Origin of the sequence: Streptomyces sp. NPDC101132 (assembly GCF_044759225.1) — a bacterium.
Lineage (GTDB): Bacteria > Actinomycetota > Actinomycetes > Streptomycetales > Streptomycetaceae > Streptomyces.
In genome coordinates this window covers 343,651-359,367 of the sequence record NZ_JBIVYX010000005.1, presented here as the reverse complement: position 1 = coordinate 359,367, position 15,717 = coordinate 343,651, and the positions used below count along the sequence as shown (strand labels likewise).

General features: G+C 72.4%; 17 protein-coding genes and 4 tRNA genes. 15 read left to right on the top strand and 6 right to left on the bottom strand.

Going from position 1 to position 15,717, the window contains the following annotated elements:
- The first annotated feature begins 49 nt into the window (after positions 1 to 49).
- Complete coding sequence (locus ACIQUR_RS14580) at positions 50 to 586, top strand: SMI1/KNR4 family protein (RefSeq protein WP_403663550.1); 537 nt, start codon at positions 50 to 52, stop codon at positions 584 to 586.
- Between the two features lie 308 nt (positions 587 to 894).
- Here ACIQUR_RS14580 and ACIQUR_RS14575 read toward each other — a convergent pair whose 3' ends face one another.
- Complete coding sequence (locus ACIQUR_RS14575) at positions 895 to 2,457, bottom strand: SulP family inorganic anion transporter (protein ID WP_403663547.1); 1,563 nt, start codon at positions 2,455 to 2,457, stop codon at positions 895 to 897.
- 169 nt (positions 2,458 to 2,626) lie between these two features.
- Positions 2,627 to 3,115, bottom strand: coding sequence for a YajQ family cyclic di-GMP-binding protein (locus ACIQUR_RS14570; protein ID WP_399945955.1), 489 nt, complete (start codon positions 3,113 to 3,115; stop codon positions 2,627 to 2,629).
- 202 nt (positions 3,116 to 3,317) lie between these two features.
- Here ACIQUR_RS14570 and ACIQUR_RS14565 point away from each other — a divergent pair.
- Positions 3,318 to 3,399, top strand: a tRNA-Tyr gene (locus ACIQUR_RS14565).
- A gap of 143 nt (positions 3,400 to 3,542) precedes the next feature.
- On the top strand, positions 3,543 to 3,983 hold the full coding sequence (locus ACIQUR_RS14560; RefSeq protein ID WP_403663939.1) for a DUF3574 domain-containing protein: 441 nt from the start codon (positions 3,543 to 3,545) through the stop codon (positions 3,981 to 3,983).
- An 18-nt stretch (positions 3,984 to 4,001) separates the two neighbouring features.
- On the opposite strand, the gene ACIQUR_RS14555 is transcribed toward ACIQUR_RS14560, so the two are convergent.
- Positions 4,002 to 4,658, bottom strand: coding sequence for an NAD(P)H-binding protein (locus ACIQUR_RS14555; protein ID WP_403663543.1), 657 nt, complete (start codon positions 4,656 to 4,658; stop codon positions 4,002 to 4,004).
- A gap of 33 nt (positions 4,659 to 4,691) precedes the next feature.
- Positions 4,692 to 5,969, bottom strand: coding sequence for an amidohydrolase family protein (locus tag ACIQUR_RS14550; protein WP_403663540.1), 1,278 nt, complete (start codon positions 5,967 to 5,969; stop codon positions 4,692 to 4,694).
- Positions 5,970 to 6,255: 286 nt separating this feature from the next.
- Between ACIQUR_RS14550 and ACIQUR_RS14545 the strand changes: the two genes are divergently transcribed.
- From ACIQUR_RS14545 to ACIQUR_RS14505, 9 genes are all read left to right on the top strand, one after another.
- A tRNA-Thr gene (locus tag ACIQUR_RS14545) sits at positions 6,256 to 6,328 on the top strand.
- Positions 6,329 to 6,378: 50 nt separating this feature from the next.
- Positions 6,379 to 6,451 (top strand) — tRNA-Met (locus ACIQUR_RS14540).
- An 88-nt stretch (positions 6,452 to 6,539) separates the two neighbouring features.
- Positions 6,540 to 6,704: a 50S ribosomal protein L33 gene (gene rpmG / locus ACIQUR_RS14535; RefSeq protein ID WP_003956487.1), complete on the top strand. Its 165-nt coding sequence runs from the start codon at positions 6,540 to 6,542 to the stop codon at positions 6,702 to 6,704.
- Between the two features lie 100 nt (positions 6,705 to 6,804).
- Positions 6,805 to 7,257, top strand: a complete 453-nt coding sequence (locus ACIQUR_RS14530) for a MaoC family dehydratase N-terminal domain-containing protein (RefSeq protein WP_403663537.1) — start codon at positions 6,805 to 6,807, stop codon at positions 7,255 to 7,257.
- A 1-nt stretch (position 7,258) separates the two neighbouring features.
- On the top strand, positions 7,259 to 7,687 hold the full coding sequence (locus ACIQUR_RS14525; RefSeq protein WP_403663534.1) for a MaoC family dehydratase: 429 nt from the start codon (positions 7,259 to 7,261) through the stop codon (positions 7,685 to 7,687).
- A 139-nt stretch (positions 7,688 to 7,826) separates the two neighbouring features.
- A complete protein-coding gene (locus ACIQUR_RS14520) occupies positions 7,827 to 8,396 on the top strand; it encodes a TetR/AcrR family transcriptional regulator (protein ID WP_403663531.1) in 570 nt (189 codons plus the stop codon).
- Between the two features lie 108 nt (positions 8,397 to 8,504).
- Positions 8,505 to 10,025 carry a DHA2 family efflux MFS transporter permease subunit gene (locus ACIQUR_RS14515; RefSeq protein WP_403663528.1) on the top strand — a complete coding sequence of 507 codons (1,521 nt, stop codon included), beginning with the start codon at positions 8,505 to 8,507 and terminating at the stop codon, positions 10,023 to 10,025.
- 77 nt (positions 10,026 to 10,102) lie between these two features.
- The gene (locus ACIQUR_RS14510; RefSeq protein WP_403663525.1) at positions 10,103 to 11,158 is read left to right on the top strand and encodes a UDP-N-acetylmuramate dehydrogenase; all 1,056 of its coding nucleotides are present in this window, start codon (positions 10,103 to 10,105) and stop codon (positions 11,156 to 11,158) included.
- Positions 11,159 to 11,174: 16 nt separating this feature from the next.
- Positions 11,175 to 11,720: a hypothetical protein gene (locus ACIQUR_RS14505; protein ID WP_403663522.1), complete on the top strand. Its 546-nt coding sequence runs from the start codon at positions 11,175 to 11,177 to the stop codon at positions 11,718 to 11,720.
- Here ACIQUR_RS14505 and ACIQUR_RS14500 read toward each other — a convergent pair.
- Together ACIQUR_RS14500 and ACIQUR_RS14495 are read right to left on the bottom strand one after the other, a co-directional pair.
- Positions 11,633 to 12,658: an adenosine deaminase gene (locus ACIQUR_RS14500; RefSeq protein ID WP_403663519.1), complete on the bottom strand. Its 1,026-nt coding sequence runs from the start codon at positions 12,656 to 12,658 to the stop codon at positions 11,633 to 11,635. The genes ACIQUR_RS14505 and ACIQUR_RS14500 overlap by 88 nt on opposite strands.
- Before the next feature lie 187 nt (positions 12,659 to 12,845).
- Entirely contained in the window at positions 12,846 to 14,072 is a 1,227-nt protein-coding gene (locus tag ACIQUR_RS14495; RefSeq protein WP_403663516.1) for a pyridoxal phosphate-dependent aminotransferase, read from the bottom strand.
- 197 nt (positions 14,073 to 14,269) lie between these two features.
- Between ACIQUR_RS14495 and ACIQUR_RS14490 the strand changes: the two genes are divergently transcribed.
- The 3 genes from ACIQUR_RS14490 to nusG all read left to right on the top strand — a co-directional run bounded on the left by ACIQUR_RS14490 (position 14,270) and on the right by nusG (position 15,707).
- Positions 14,270 to 14,342 (top strand) — tRNA-Trp (locus ACIQUR_RS14490).
- Between the two features lie 103 nt (positions 14,343 to 14,445).
- On the top strand, positions 14,446 to 14,727 hold the full coding sequence (gene secE / locus ACIQUR_RS14485) for a preprotein translocase subunit SecE (RefSeq protein WP_399945985.1): 282 nt from the start codon (positions 14,446 to 14,448) through the stop codon (positions 14,725 to 14,727).
- 86 nt (positions 14,728 to 14,813) lie between these two features.
- A complete protein-coding gene (gene nusG / locus ACIQUR_RS14480) occupies positions 14,814 to 15,707 on the top strand; it encodes a transcription termination/antitermination protein NusG (protein ID WP_403663512.1) in 894 nt (297 codons plus the stop codon).
- Positions 15,708 to 15,717: the final 10 nt, after the last annotated feature.

Sequence of the window (15,717 nt, the reverse complement as noted above, 5' to 3'; positions counted from 1 at the left end):
CCGTGCGCAGGTCGGGTGGATTGTCAGTGGGGTGGTCCACCATGAACGCATGAACGAGACCGAGCAGTTGCTGGAGCAAGTCGCCGCCCACGCGCGCGCCTCCCGCGCGGCGCACGACGGGCCGCTCCCGGGGGTCCTGGGCCCCGGGGACCTGGACCGCGCGGAGGCCATACTCGGCTTCCCGCTGCCGCCCCTGCTCGCCGGTCTCCACACCCGTGTCGCGGACGGCGGGATCGGCCCCGGGTACGGCCTGCTGCCCCTGCTCGACGGACCGTCCGCCGCCGTGACGGCGTACCGCGACATGCGGCGCTCCGGCTGGCGCTGGCCCGAGGGCGTGCTGCCGGTGCTCGACTGGGGCTGCGGGATGTACGCGTGCGTGGACTGCCGCAGCCCGGACGCCCAAGTCCTGCTGTTCGAGCCGAACCTGGGCGATCCGGAGGTGGCCTGGTTCGTGGACGCGCCCAGCCTCGCCCAGTGGCTGCGCGGCTGGCTCGACGGCACCGCCTGGTACTGCGAGGACGGCGACGCGGGCGAGGCGGAGGACCTCGACCCGCTGCCGTGGGAGCGGATCAGGACGCGGGCGTGAACCGCCGCCGGGCGCCGTGGACGGCGGCCCCGGAGCCGGCACCGCTGCCTCCGCCGGCACCGGCACCGTGAGCAGCGCGAAGGCCGGCACGACGTACCCGGACAGGCCCGGGCCGGTCATGACCCGCCCCTTGACACCTGAATCGAGCGCCCACGCCGACGCGTTCGCGATCGCGTAGTGGCCGGCACGCCGAAGGACGGGAAACCGATCGCGCCCCGTACGTCCACGGCCGCGGCCGGCACCGCCACCACCGCGGCCGGTCCGGTCACGACCGGGTCGAACACACCCCAGGGACCGCCTCGGCTCCGTCACGAGGCGGGACCCCATCCGCCGCCCGCGGCACTTCTCCCGTCGGCCAGCAGGTCCTCGTCCCCCGTTCGCGCGGCACGTTCCCGCTGCCGCTCGCGCTGCCGCTCCCAGCCCTCCAGCGCGGTCAGGCACGCGTGGTCCAGGTGCCGCAGCCCCGTCAGGTCCAGCCGCACCTCCCGGCCGGCGGGCAGCCGCTCCAGCGCGTCCAGCAGCTTCGGCAGCCGCAGGAAGGTGGCGTTGCCCAGCACCCGTACCCGCAGCCCGGATCCCTCCGGCACCGTCTCGACGTGTACGTGCGAGGTCTCCCAGGCCGACTTGGCCACCGCGAGCCCCAGCCCGATCAGCACCCCCTCGAAGAGGTTGGTCGCCACGACCGCGCCCGCCGTGACCACCAGCACCACCGCCTCGCCCCGGTGCCCCCGCCACAACGTCAGCACCGCCCGGCCCGGCAGCAGCTTCCAGCCCGCGTACAGCAGCACGCCGGCCAGCGAGGCGAGCGGCACCACCGACAGCACCTGCGGCAGCAGCACGGCGAACAGCAGCAGCCAGCACCCGTGCAGCACCCGCGACGCCCGGGTCCGCGCCCCCGCCTCCACGTTCGCCGCGCTCCGCACGATCACGGCGGTCATCGGCAGCGCCCCGAGCAGCCCGCAGACGGCGTTCCCCGCCCCCTGCGCCACCAGCTCCCGGTCGTACTCCGTCCGCGGCCCGTCGTGCAGCCGGTCCACCGCCGCCGCGCTGAACAGCGTTTCCGCCGAGGCGATCAGAGCCAGCGCCAGTACGGTCCCCAGCGCCCCCGGCGACCACAGCGCCGCGACCTCCCGGAGACCCGGCGGCGCCACCGCCGCCAGCACGCCCGTGACCTCCACCTTCGCCACCGGCAGCGCCAGCAGCCAGGCCGCGGCGGTCGCCAGCGCCACCCCGGCCAGCGCCCCCGGCACGGCACGCGCCGCGGCCGGCATCCGCCGCCACAGCACCATCACCGCGACCGTCCCCGCGCCCAGCGCCACGGCGGCCACCTCCGCCTCACCCGCCAGCGGCACCAGCCCGGCCAGCTTCTCCCCGGTCCCCCCGGGCGCCCGCACGTCGCCCACCGCGTACAGCTGCCCGGTGATCAGCACCAGGCCGATGCCGGCCAGCATGCCCTGCACCACGGCCACCGAGATGGCCCGGAACCAGCGCCCCAGCCCCAGCACCCCCATGGCCACCTGGACCACCCCCGCGGCGCACACCAGCACCCCGAGCACCCCGACGCCGAAGCGGTCCACCGCCTCGTACACCAGCACCGTCAGCCCCGCCGCCGGTCCGCTGACCTGCAGGGCGCTGCTCCGGAACCAGCCGGTGACCAGCCCCCCGACGACCCCGGTGATCAGCCCCAGCTCGGCCGGCACCCCCGAGGCCACGGCCACGCCCACACACAGCGGCAGCGCGACCAGCGCCACCACCACCGAGGCGGCGACATCGGCGCGCAGGGCGTCACGCCGGCCGGAGCGGCGGGGCGGTGTGCCCCCTGACGTGCCCGAAGGGCCGGAAGAGCCCCTCGAAGAGCCGGGCCAAGGCATGCGAAAGCCCCCTGTCCACGAAGTGACGTACGTCACCCAGCGTGGTGGGCGCACGGGCCGGGACCCAAGTCGCCACAGGGGGCCGTCGTGGAGCGCACGCCGCACGCGCGCGGCGCACGGCCACCCCGCGCCGAGGGCGTACCCGGGGGGCGCGGGGCGGCCTGAAGAACTACCGGTAGTTCACGAACTGGATCGCGAAGTCCAGGTCCTTGCCCTTGAGGAGCTGCTGTACGGCCTGGAGGTCGTCACGGCTCTTGGAGCTGACGCGCAGCTCGTCGCCCTGCACCTGGGCCTTCACGCCCTTGGGGCCCTCGTCGCGGATCATCTTCGCGACCTTCTTGGCGTTCTCCTGGGAGATGCCCTCCTCGATGGTCGCGAAGATCTTGTACTCCTTGCCGGAGAGCTGCGGCTCACCGGCGTCCAGCGCCTTGAGCGAGATGCCTCGCTTGACCAGCTTGGTCTCGAAGACGTCGAGGACGGCCTTGACGCGGTCCTCGGAGTTCGCCTCCATCAGGATCTTCTCGCCCGACCAGGCGATGGAGGCGCCGGTGCCCTTGAAGTCGTAGCGCTGCGAGAGCTCCTTGGCGGCCTGGTTGAGGGCGTTGTCGACCTCCTGCCGCTCGACCTTCGAGACGATGTCGAAACTGGAGTCGGCCATGTCCTGTGGCTCCTTGAAGTCGCGGGGATTGCTCAAACGGTCGCGGAACCGGACACCTCCGGACCGCTCCGCAAAGCCTAGCCACCGCACCCGGCCGAGGTGCTGATCAATCCGGTGGCGAAGCACCCCCGAGCATCAGGTATCGTTTACGTCGTTGCCAGGGAGCACCGCCGAAAAGCGGAAATCCGAGGCGACATCCCATGGCGGTGTGCCCGAGTGGCCAATGGGAGCGGACTGTAAATCCGTCGGCTTAGCCTACCCAGGTTCGAATCCTGGCGCCGCCACGCGAAGCAAGACCCCCGTACCCTGCGCAAGCGCAGGGTACGGGGGTCTTCTCGTATGGCCGGAACCCCGCGGGCCGGTTCTTCCCGTACGGAGCGGCGCAGGTCCGCATCCCGCCGGGCGGTGCCGTCGTTGACCTCGCATGATGCGATTGACGAAGGGCCGGGCCCTCGCCGTTGGCGGCGCGCTGGCCGGGCTGCTGGCGGGCGGACCCGCCGCGTACGCGACGCTGCAGGGCGCGGAGGCCGGCCGCGGGACCCCGTACTCCGAGACCCGGCTGTACTTCGGCACGGAGCGGCCGGACGGCGGCCCGGCCGTGACGGACGAGCAGTTCATGGACTTCATCGACCGGAAGGTCACGCCCGCCTTCCCCGAGGGGCTCACCCTCCACCAGGGCGTGGGCCAGTGGCGCGACAGCACCGGCACCATCGAGCGCGAGCGCTCGTACGAGCTGACCCTGCTCTACCCGGCCGGCCAGGCCGACGACCGCGACGTGCGGATCGAGGCGATCAGGGACGCCTACGAGAAGGAGTTCGCCCAGGACTCGGTCGGCCGCGCCGACGACACGGCCCGCGTGGACTTCTGAGGCACGGTCAGCGGGCCGTCAGTTGCCCGCGACCGCCTTCACCGCCACCTCCACCGGGGTCGAGCCGGAGACCAGCTCCAGCGTGAGCCCGGCGGTGGCCGGCGTCTCGAGGAGTTCCGCGAGGACGGCCGCCACGTCGTCGCGCGGCACCGGTCCGCGGCCCGTCGAGGCCTCCAGGCGGACCAGGCCCGTGCCCGGCTCGTCGGTCAGCTGCCCCGGCCGCAGGATCGTCCACTGCAGGCCCAGCCGGGTCTGCACGTAGGTGTCGGCCTCGCCCTTGGCCCGCAGGTAGGCGTCGAAGACCGCATCCCCCTCGTGGTGCGGGTCGGCGCCCATCGAGGAGACCACCACGAACCGCCGTACGCGGGCGCGTTCGGCCGCGTCGGCGAAGAGCACCGCGGCGCCCCGGTCCACCGTCTCCTTGCGCGCGACGCCGCTGCCCGGCCCCGCGCCGGCCGCGAAGACCGCCGCCCCGGCACCCTGGAGCACCGCGGCGACCTGCTCCAGCGAGGCGGACTCCAGGTCGCACAGGACCGGTTCGGCCCCGACGGCGCGCAGGTCGTCCCCCTGCGCCGGGTTGCGGATGATGCCCGCCACCTCGTAGCCGCGCAGGGCGAGCAGCCGCTCCAGCCGCAGCGCGATCCGACCGTGTCCACCAGCGATGACGATGCGCATGCCCCGACCGTACGACGGCACGCGCGCCGCCGCTCAGGGACCGGGCTCCATCCGGCCCTGCCGGGGCAGGTCGAGCGCCACCGCCACCGCCGAGTCGCAGTACTCGCGCACCGCGCTGGTCCGCGCCACCACCCGGCCCCGGTGGACGACGATCCGGCTGTAGGCCAGGGAGAGCACCCCGGAGATGCGGTCCCCGCGTACGGCGAGCAGCTCGGCCGGGAAGCCGGCCTCCACCCGCACCTCCGGCAGCCCCATCGCCGCCCGCGCCGCGCCGCTCACCGCGTCGTACGCCTCGGGGGCCCGCAGCCCCGCCTGCGAGGCCAGCAGGTAGGCGGCCTCCAGCGGGTCGCCCCGGCCCACCGGGTTCCCGGCGTCGCGCAGCGCGCCGCTGCCGGCGGCCACCCGCACCCCCGCGGCCCGCAGCAGCCGGACCGGCGCCGTCCGCAGCCCCCGCCGCTCCAGCGCCGCGCAGTCGCCCTGCGGCAGGCACACCACGGTCACCCCGGCGGCGGCCAAGCCGTCGGCGGCACGGGTGGCGACGTCGAGCGGCAGCCGCGACAGCCCGCCGCACGGGCCGATGCTCACGCCCGGGCGCAGGCCGCCGATCATGGCGGTGAGCCGGGCCAGCCGGGCCGGGTCGTCGGCGTCGGTGTGCAGGTCGACCGGGCAGCCGTGCTCGGCCGCCAGCTCCAGGACGGCCTCGGTGTAACCGGTGGGGTCGGGGTCCAGGTCGGGGCAGCCCCCGATGACGGAGGCGCCCATCTTGACCGCGTCCCGCAGCATCGACAGCCCGTCCGCGCCCGCCACCCCCGTGAGCAGCCGCGGGACCGCCACGGCGGTCAGGTCGGCGAGGCCGCGCAGGGAGCGTCTCGCCTGGAGCACCGCCTCGATGGGGCCCAGCCCGTGCACGTCGCCGATGCGCACGTGGGAGCGGACGGCGGTGGCGCCGTGGCCCAGCTGGAGCAGGGCGGCCTCGGTGGCGCGCCGCTGCACCTCGTCGACCGTGTACGAGACGGGGCCCTCGCCGTCCGCGGTGAGCGCGGTGTCGCCGTGGGCGTGCGGCTCGGCCGGGGCGGGCAGCAGGAGGTACCCGCTGAGGTCGACGCGGGAGGAGGCGTGGGCCGGGAGGCTGCCCGCGGTGCCGACGGCCTCGATGCGGCCGCCGCTGAGCCGGACGTCCACGGTCCGGCCGTCGGTGAGGCGGGCCCCGGACAGGAGCAGGGAGTTGATGTCGGCGGGGGCGCCGGAGCCACCGCCCGCGCCGCCGCTGCGGGGGGAGTGGGGTGGCTGCTGCGGCTGGCTGTCGGGCATCGCGCTCCTGCGGGGGCTCTGGCGGTTCCTGGACCGGCGGTGCCCGGGGGCGAGGGCCCAAGATCACGCAGCGTGGTCCGAGCCTAGGGGCCCATGGGGGGAGCTTCACGGAGGAGCCGAATAGTCATACCGGTGTGGTGCCCCGCTCCCCGCGGGACGGGCGGCCCGTACGGGGCGGACGCGTCGCGGGAGACGGCCGGGATACGGGCCGGGAACGCCCCGGCGACGGCCGCCGCACAACGGATTTGGGCGATCGGCGGAAGGCCGTGTAATGTCTTCCCTGCTCGCCCCAATAGCTCAGTCGGTAGAGCGTCTCCATGGTAAGGAGAAGGTCTGCGGTTCGATTCCGCATTGGGGCTCTGGTGAGAAAGGTTCCCCCGCCTCCGGGCGGGGGAGCTGCTCTCATCAAAGCGGTGTAGCTCAGTCGGTAGAGCAAGCGGCTCATAATCGCTGTGTCACCGGTTCAAGTCCGGTCACCGCTACACACAGTAGCCGATTGTGGGGTCGGTCTCCCGATCGGCTACTCTTTTCTGCGTTCATCCGTCCATCCGTCCGTCAAGGAGCACTCACGTGGCTGCCACCGACGTCCGCCCGAAGATCACGCTGGCCTGCGTGGAGTGCAAGGAGCGGAACTACATCACCAAGAAGAACCGGCGCAACAACCCGGACCGTCTTGAGATGAAGAAGCACTGCCCGCGCTGCAACTCGCACACCGCGCACCGCGAGACCCGCTAACCAGCGAGTCTTCGGACCAAAAGGCACAGTCATGAGGTCGTCCCCTTCCGGGGGACGGCCTCATGTCGTTTCCGCTGTTTCTACCAGGAGGTAGTGAGCCATGGCGCTCGACCAGTCCTTCGTGGGGCGCACCTATCCGCCCACCGAGCCCTACGAGGTCGGCCGGGAGAAGATCCGGGAATTCGCGGTCGCGGTGGGTGACGACAATCCCGCGTACCGCGACCCGGAGGCCGCCAAGGCGCTCGGGCACCAGGACGTGATCGCGCCGCCGACCTTCGTGTTCGCCATCACCTTCAAGGCGGCCGGGCTCGTGATCGAGGACCCGCAGCTGGGCCTGGACTACAGCCGCGTCGTCCACGGCGACCAGAAGTTCTCGTACACCCGCCCGGTGCGCGCCGGCGACCGGCTCTCCGTCACCTCCACCATCGAGGCGATCAAGTCGCTGGCCGGGAACGACATCCTGGACATCCGCGGCGAGGTCCACGACGAGACCGGTGAGCACGTCGTGACGGCGTGGACGAAGCTGGTCGCGCGTGCGGCCGAGGAGGCCTGAGATGACTGCGAAGATCGCGTACGCCGACGTCGAGGTCGGCACCGAGCTGCCCGCGCAGAGCTTCCCCGTGACGCGCGCCACGCTCGTCCAGTACGCCGGCGCCTCCGGCGACTTCAACCCGATCCACTGGAACGAGAAGTTCGCCAAGGAGGTCGGGCTGCCGGACGTGATCGCGCACGGCATGTTCACCATGGCCGAGGCGATCCGCGTCGTCACCGACTGGGCCGGCGACCCGGCCGCGGTCGTGGAGTACGGCGTCCGCTTCACCAAGCCGGTGGTGGTCCCCAATGACGACCTGGGCGCGCTGATCGAGGTCAGCGCCAAGGTCGCGGCGCTGCTGGACGACAACCAGGTGCGCGTCGACCTCACCGCCACCAGCGCCGGCCAGAAGGTGCTGGGCATGTCCCGCGCGGTGGTCCGCCTCGCCTGAGTGTGGCACGCGTCCGGAGGGGGCCGGGGTTTTCCCGGCCCCCTCCGTCGTACCCCGGCCCGTCGTGCCCGGCCCCTCCGTCGTACCCGGCCGCCCCACCCCCTTGACTTAGTTAGTTATTAACCACTAACTTGAACTCATGGTCAGGATGAGTGCGGAGGAGCGGCGCGAGAGCGTGATCCGGGCCGCCATGGGTGAGTTCGCCCGCGGCGGGTACTACGGCACGTCCACGGAGGCCATCGCCAAGCGCGTGGGTGTCTCGCAGCCCTACCTCTTCCGGCTCTTCCCCAACAAGCAGGCCATCTTCCTGGCGGCGGCCGCCCGCTGCCTGGAAGGGATGCAGCGGCTGTTCACCGAGGCCGCCGAAGGGCTGGAGGGCCACGAGGCCCTGGCCGCCATGGCCAACGCCTACACGCGGCTGATCACGGAGGACCCCGAGAAGCTCCAGCTCCAGCTCCAGGTCTACGTCACCGTCGCGGCCGCCGAGGCCGCGGGGGAGCACGAGTTCGGCGAGATGGTCCGCACCGGCTGGATGGAGCTCTGGGACACGGTCGGCGTGCCGCTCGGCGGCGACGTCGGCGAGACCACCAGCTTCATGGCGCACGGAATGCTCATCAACACCCTCGCCGCCATGGGCTTCCCGCCCGAGCACCGCGTCTGGGAAGCCCTCTACCCCTCCGCCCGCGCCAAGGGCCGGCTGGAGAAGTAACCCCCGCGCACCGGGGCTCCGGAGCAGGTCCGGGCGCCCCGCGGTCCCGGGCCCACCTCTGTCCACGAAAGTTAGTCATCAATAACTAACTCACTCTCTGGGGAAGCCATGAGCGAGAGCACCCACAGCACCGAGAGCCCGAAGAGGCCCGAGAGCCCGAAGGGCACGACGGCCACCACGGGCACGAAGGACTCCGACGGCGGCACCGGCCTCCGCGGCCCGGCCGTCTGGGCCCTCGTCATCACCAGCGTCGCCGGGTTCATGGCGGCCCTGGACAACCTGGTCGTCACCACCGCGCTCCCCGCCATCCGCACCGACCTCGGCGGAAAGCTGGAGGACCTGGAGTGGACGGTGAACGCCTACACGCTCACCTTCGCCGTCCTGCTCATGCTCGGCTCCGCGCTCGGCGACCGCTTCGGCCGCCGCCGGCTCTTCATCGCCGGCCTCGCCGTCTTCACCGGCGCCTCCGCCGCGGCCGCCCTCTCGCCCGGCATCGACGCCCTGATCGCCGCCCGCGCCGTCCAGGGCGTCGGCGCCGCCGTGATGATGCCGATCACCCTCACCCTGCTCACCACCGCCGTCCCCGCCGCCCGCCGCGGCATGGCCCTCGGCATCTTCGGCGCCGTCACCGGCCTCGCCGTCGCCAGCGGACCCCTCATCGGCGGCAGCCTCACCGAGCACTTCTCCTGGCAGTGGATCTTCTGGCTCAACGTGCCCGTCGGCCTGGCCCTGCTGGTCCTCGCCCGGCTCCGCCTCGCCGAGTCCCAGGCGCCCACCGCACGCCTCGACGTCCCCGGCACCCTGATGATCAGCGCCGGACTCTTCGGCATCGTCTACGCCCTGGTCAACGCCAACGCCGAGGGCTGGACCAGCGCCCCCGTCCTCACCGGCCTGATCGCCGGCAGCGCCCTCACCCTCGCCTTCGTCGTCCACGGCATGCGCGCCAGGAACCCCATGCTGCCCATGCGGCTCTTCCGCGACCGCGGCTTCCTCGGCATCAACATCGCCAGCCTGCTGATGTTCCTCGGCATGTTCGGCTCGATCTTCCTGCTGAGCCAGTTCCTCCAGGGGGTCGCCGGCTACTCGCCCACCGAGGCCGGCCTGCGGATGCTCCCCTGGACCGGCATGCCCATGCTGGTCGCCCCCTTCGCCGGAGCCCTCTCCGACCGCATCGGCGGCCGCCCCGTCGTCGCCGCGGGCCTCGCGCTCCAGGCCGCCGGCCTCGCCTGGTTCGCCCTGATCCTCGAACCCGACGTGCCGTACGCCGCCCAGCTCCCGGCACTGATCATCAGCGGCATCGGCATGGCCATGTACTTCGCCCCCGCCGCGAACGTCCTGATGTCCACCGTCTCCCACGCCGACCAGGGCAAGGCCTCCGGCGCCAACAACGCCCTCCGCGAGGTCGGCGGCGCCCTCGGCGTCGCGGTCCTGGCCTCGGTGTTCTCCGCCCAGGGCGGCTACGAGAGCCCCACCGCCTTCGTCGACGGCACCGTCCCCGCCCTGTGGATAGGCGCCGCGGCCGTCGCGGTCGCCGCAGCCTTCGCCCTGCTGATCCCCGGCCGCCGGCGCACCCCCGCCCCGGCCCCCGCGCAGGCCCCGGCCGAGCAGGCCGTCCCGGCCCGGGTGTGACACGTACGACACCACGTGCCGCGATGCGGTCCGTGGCCACGCCGGTCCGGCGGGCCACGGACCGTACTCTTGTCCACGTGCAGGAACTCCACGACGCCCCGCTCGCCCCGCTGACCACCTTCCGCCTCGGCGGTCCGGCCACCCGGCTGGTCACCGCGACCACCGACGCCGAGGTGGTCTCCGCCGTCCGCGCCGCCGACGAGAGCGGCACTCCGCTGCTGGTCATCGGCGGGGGCAGCAACCTGGTCATCGGAGACGGGGGCTTCGCCGGAACCGCGCTGCGCATCGCCACCACCGGCTTCACCCTCGACGGCACCGCCCTCGAACTCGCCGCCGGCGAGAACTGGAGCGACGCCGTCGCCCGCACCGTGGAGGCCGGCCTGGCCGGCATCGAGTGCCTCGCCGGCATCCCCGGCTCCGCCGGCGCCACCCCGATCCAGAACGTCGGCGCCTACGGCCAGGAAGTCTCCAGCACCATCACCGAGGTCGTCGCCTACGACCGCGTCCTCGGCGAAACGGTCACCCTGACCAACGCCGAGTGCGCCTTCTCGTACCGCCACAGCCTCTTCAAGGACCACCCCGACCGGTACGTCGTGCTCCGGGTCCGGTTCCTCCTGGAGGACGCCGGCGGGCTCTCCGCGCCCATCAAGTACCCCGAGACCGCGCGCGCCCTCGGCGTCGAGGCCGGCGACCGCGTCCCGGCCGCCCAGGCGCGCGAGACCGTCCTGCGCCTGCGCGCCGGCAAGGGCATGGTCCTCGACCCCGCCGACCACGACACCTGGTCCGCCGGATCCTTCTTCACCAACCCGATCCTCACCGACGAGGCGTACGCCGACTTCCTCGCCCGCGTCCAGGACCGCCTCGGCCCCGACACCGTGCCGCCCGCCTACCCCGCGGGCGAGGGCCGGACCAAGACCTCCGCGGCCTGGCTGATCGACAAGGCCGGCTTCACCAAGGGCTACGGCACCGGCCCCGCCCGCATCTCCACCAAGCACACCCTCGCCCTGACCAACCGGGGCCAGGCCACCACCGAGGACCTCCTCACGCTCGCCCGCGAGGTCGTCGCCGGCGTCCACGAGGCCTTCGGCGTGACCCTCGTCAACGAGCCGGTCACGGTCGGCGTCCGCATCTGACAGGTCCCCGCCACCGATGCGCTGTCCTCTGCACGGGTCCGGCGCGGACCCCACACGCCTGGTCGGGCGTGCCGTCGAAAAGGTCGTCGCCTCCTGGCACGTCAGCGACGGCGAGCGCTCCGAGCTGCCCCTCGACGTCTGGCTGACGGACAGCGAGGGCGAGATCACCCGCATCACCACCGGGTCCGACCACTGCCTGATCGTCGAGTGCGCCCCGCCCCACGAGCCGTACGACCTGGGGGAGTGGGGGCGCGTCGAGGTCGGCGAGGACCTCGGCGACCACCCGTTCCTGCGCCACCTCGGCGAGACCGTCGCCTCGGTGGCCGAGTTCGCCCTGCCCGACCACGGCCGCAGCCGACTGGAGATCGTCTTCCCGGCCGGCCGGGTGATCTGCGACTGCCACGAGGGCGACCTCCGGCTCACCCGCGCCCCCGCCCAGGGCGTGCCCGCCCAGGGCGTCACCCACGGCCCCGCTCAGCCGTCCGCGGTCAGCCAGTCGTCGATCCCGGCGAGCAGCTTCGTACGGACGTCCTCCGGCGCCGCGGAACCGCGCACCGACTGACGTGCCAGCTCGGCCAGCTCCGCGTCCGTGAAGCCGTGGTGCCGGCGCGCGATCTCGTACTGCGCGGCCAGCCGGGATCCGAAGAGCAGCGGGTCGTCCGCGCCCAGCGCCAGCGGCACGCCCGCCTCGAAGAGGGTGCGCAGCGGGACGTCCTCGGGCTTCTCGTACACGCCCAGTGCCACGTTCGAGGCCGGGCAGACCTCGCAGGTCACCTGCCGGTCCGCCAGCCGCTGGAGCAGCCGCGGGTCCTCCGCGGCGCGCACCCCGTGCCCGATCCGGGCCGCGTGCAGGTCGTCCAGGCAGTCCCGGACGGACGCCGGTCCGGTCAGCTCGCCGCCGTGCGGGGCCGCCAGCAGGCCGCCCTCCCGGGCGATGGCGAAGGCCCGGTCGAAGTCGCGGGCCATGCCGCGACGCTCGTCGTTGGAGAGGCCGAAGCCCACCACGCCGCGGTCGGCGTAGCGCACCGCGAGCCGGGCGAGGGTCCGGGCGTCCAGCGGGTGCTTCATCCGGTTCGCGGCGATCAGCACCCGCATCCCGAGCCCGGTCTCACGGGAAGCGGAATCCACCGCGTCCAGGATCACCTCCACCGCGGGGATCAGTCCGCCGAGGTGAGGGGCGTACGAGGTGGGGTCGACCTGGATCTCCAGCCAGCCGCCGCCGTCGCGTACGTCCTCCTCGGCGGCCTCGCGGACCAGCCGCTGGATGTCCTCCGGCTCCCGCAGACAGGAGCGCGCCGCGTCGTAGAGCCGCTGGAAGCGGAACCAGCCGCGCTCGTCGGTGGCGCGGAGCCGGGGTGGCTCGCCGGCGGTCAGGGCGTCGGGCAGCCGGACGCCGTACTTGTCGGCGAGGTCGAGCAGCGTCGAGGGCCGCATGGACCCGGTGAAGTGCAGGTGCAGGTGGGCCTTCGGCAGAAGCGTGAGATCGCGTGCGTGCTCCATTTGGTGATCCTGCCGTACGCACGCGCCGAGCGGGAGTGCGTTTTCCCGATCGGGCGCCGCTCCGAACGCAGAAGCGGGAGCTCCGACGGCCCCCCGGAGGCGCCGCCCCAGACCCGCCGGGCCCCAAACGCCTGAGCGGCGCCTCCCGGAAGGGAGGGCGCCGCTCAGGGGGTGGCTGCGGGCAGCTCTAGGCCTTGGCCTCGGCCAGGAGCTTCTGGATGCGCGAGACGCCCTCGACGAGGTCCTCGTCGCCCAGCGCGTACGACAGGCGCAGGTAGCCCGGCGTGCCGAAGGCCTCGCCCGGGACGACCGCGACCTCGGCCTCGTCCAGGATCAGCGCGGCGAGCTCGACGGAGGTCTGCGGGCGCTTGCCGCGGATCTCCTTGCCCAGCAGGCCCTTCACCGACGGGTACGCGTAGAAGGCGCCCTCGGGCGTCGGGCAGACCACGCCGTCGATCTCGTTCAGCATCCGGACCATGGTCTGGCGGCGGCGGTCGAAGGACTTCCGCATCTCCGCGACGGCGTCCAGGTCGCCCGAGACGGCGGCCAGCGCGGCGATCTGCGCGACGTTGGAGACGTTGGACGTGGCGTGCGACTGCAGGTTGGTCGCGGCCTTGATGACGTCCTGGGGGCCGATGACCCACCCGACGCGCCAGCCCGTCATCGCGTACGTCTTGGCGACGCCGTTGACGATGATGCACTTGTCGCGCAGGGCGGGGACCAGCACCGGCAGCGAGGTGAAGGTCGCGTCGCCGTAGACGAGGTGCTCGTAGATCTCGTCGGTGAGGACCCACAGGCCGTGCTCGGCGGCCCACTCGCCGATCGCCTTCGCGTCCTCCTCGCTGTAGACCGCACCGGTCGGGTTCGAGGGGGAGACGAACAGGACGACCTTGGTGCGCTCGGTGCGCGCGGCCTCCAGCTGCTCGACGGAGACGCGGTAGCCGGTGGTCTCGTCGGCGACGACCTCGACCGGGACACCGCCGGCGAGCTGGATCGACTCCGGGTAGGTGGTCCAGTACGGGGCAGGGACGATGACCTCGTCACCCGGGTCCAGGATCGTGGCGAAGGCGTTGTAGATCGCCTGCTTGCCACCGTTGGTCACCAGCACCTGGGAGGCGTCGACCTCGTAGCCGGAGTCGCGGAGCGTCTTCTCCGCGATGGCCTTCTTCAGCTCCGGCAGACCGCCGGCCGGCGTGTAGCGGTGGAACTTCGGGTCGCGGCAGGCCTCCACCGCGGCCTCGACGATGTAGTCGGGGGTCGGGAAGTCGGGCTCGCCGGCACCGAAGCCGATGACCGGTCGCCCGGCGGCCTTGAGGGCCTTGGCCTTGGCGTCGACGGCGAGGGTGGCGGACTCGGAGATGGCGCCGATGCGGGCAGACACCCGGCGCTCGGTGGGAGGCGTTGCAGAGGTCATGCGGCCAATCGTCCCAGACCTCGTACGGCCCCGGCACACCGTTTCAGGGACCGGACGGCACCCGTCCGGTCCTTTCTGTTCGACGCGGCGACCAAGACCACGTACACTCACCTGTCGTTGGTCCTCACCAGCCGCAGATCCGGGACGCGGGCACACCCCGCACCCGCTCGGATGCTGTAGGTTGGGGGACGCAGCAAAGGGTCGTAGCTCAATTGGTAGAGCACTGGTCTCCAAAACCAGGGGTTGGGGGTTCGAGTCCCTCCGGCCCTGCTCCACACTCCTTACCGGATGTGTGCGCAGGTACGTACTTCGATGAACGCCGTGCGGCTCAACCGGGCGCGGCACGGCCATGACCCGGATTCAGGTGAGAGACGTGACGGACGCCCTTGGCTCCATCGACATGCCTGACGCCGAGGACGAGACCCGCGAGAAGAAGGCCCGCAAGGGCGGCAAGCGCGGAAAGAAGGGCCCTCTGGGCCGCCTCGCGCTCTTCTACCGCCAGATCGTTGCGGAACTCCGCAAGGTCGTCTGGCCGACTCGCAGCCAGCTGACGACGTACACCACTGTGGTGATTGTCTTCGTTGTCATCATGATTGCCCTGGTTACCGTGATTGACTATGGGTTCCAGGAAGCCATCAAGTACGTCTTCGGCTGATCCCCGCGGAGGGCGGCGCCTTGATGAGGCGACCGCCCGTTTTCGCATGTTCCACCCCTCTTTGTATCCAGGAAGAAGCAGCCACCGTGTCTGACCCGAACCTGAACGTGAGCCACGACTCCGTCGAGTCCGTCGAGGACGAGCTCGACATCGTCGAGGGCGCGGACGCTGTGGACCCTGACGAGGCCGAGTTCGCGGACGACGAGGCCGGCGACGCCGCCGAGGAGGCCGCGCTGCACGTCGAGGACGACGAGGACGCCGACGAGGCCGCCGACGCCTTCGAGGCCGGCGACGCCGACGAGACCGCCGAGGTCGAGGCCGTCGAGGCCGAGGCCGAGGAGGAGGCCGCTCCGGCCGAGCCCGTCGACCCGATCGAGGCCCTCCGCGACGAGCTCCGCCTGCTCCCGGGCGAGTGGTACGTGATCCACACCTACGCGGGCTACGAGAAGCGCGTGAAGGCCAACCTGGAGCAGCGCGCCGTCTCGCTGAACGTCGAGGAGTTCATCTACCAGGCCGAGGTGCCCGAGGAAGAGATCGTCCAGATCAAGAACGGCGAGCGCAAGAACGTCCGGCAGAACAAGCTGCCCGGCTACGTGCTCGTCCGCATGGACCTGACGAACGAGTCCTGGGGCGTCGTCCGCAACACCCCCGGTGTCACCGGCTTCGTGGGCAACGCGTACGACCCGTACCCGCTGACCCTGGACGAGATCGTCAAGATGCTCGCCCCGGAGGCCAAGGAGAAGGCCGACAAGGCCGCCGCCGAGGCCGCGGGCCTGCCGGCCCCCGCCGTCAAGCGCACCATCGAGGTCCTGGACTTCGAGGTCGGCGACTCGGTCACCGTCACCGACGGCCCGTTCGCCACGCTCCAGGCGACGATCAACGAGATCAACCCGGACTCGAAGAAGGTCAAGGGCCTCGTCGAGATCTTCGGTCGCGAGACCCCGGTCGAGCTGAGCTTCGACCAGATCCAGAAGAACTGATCACAGCTTC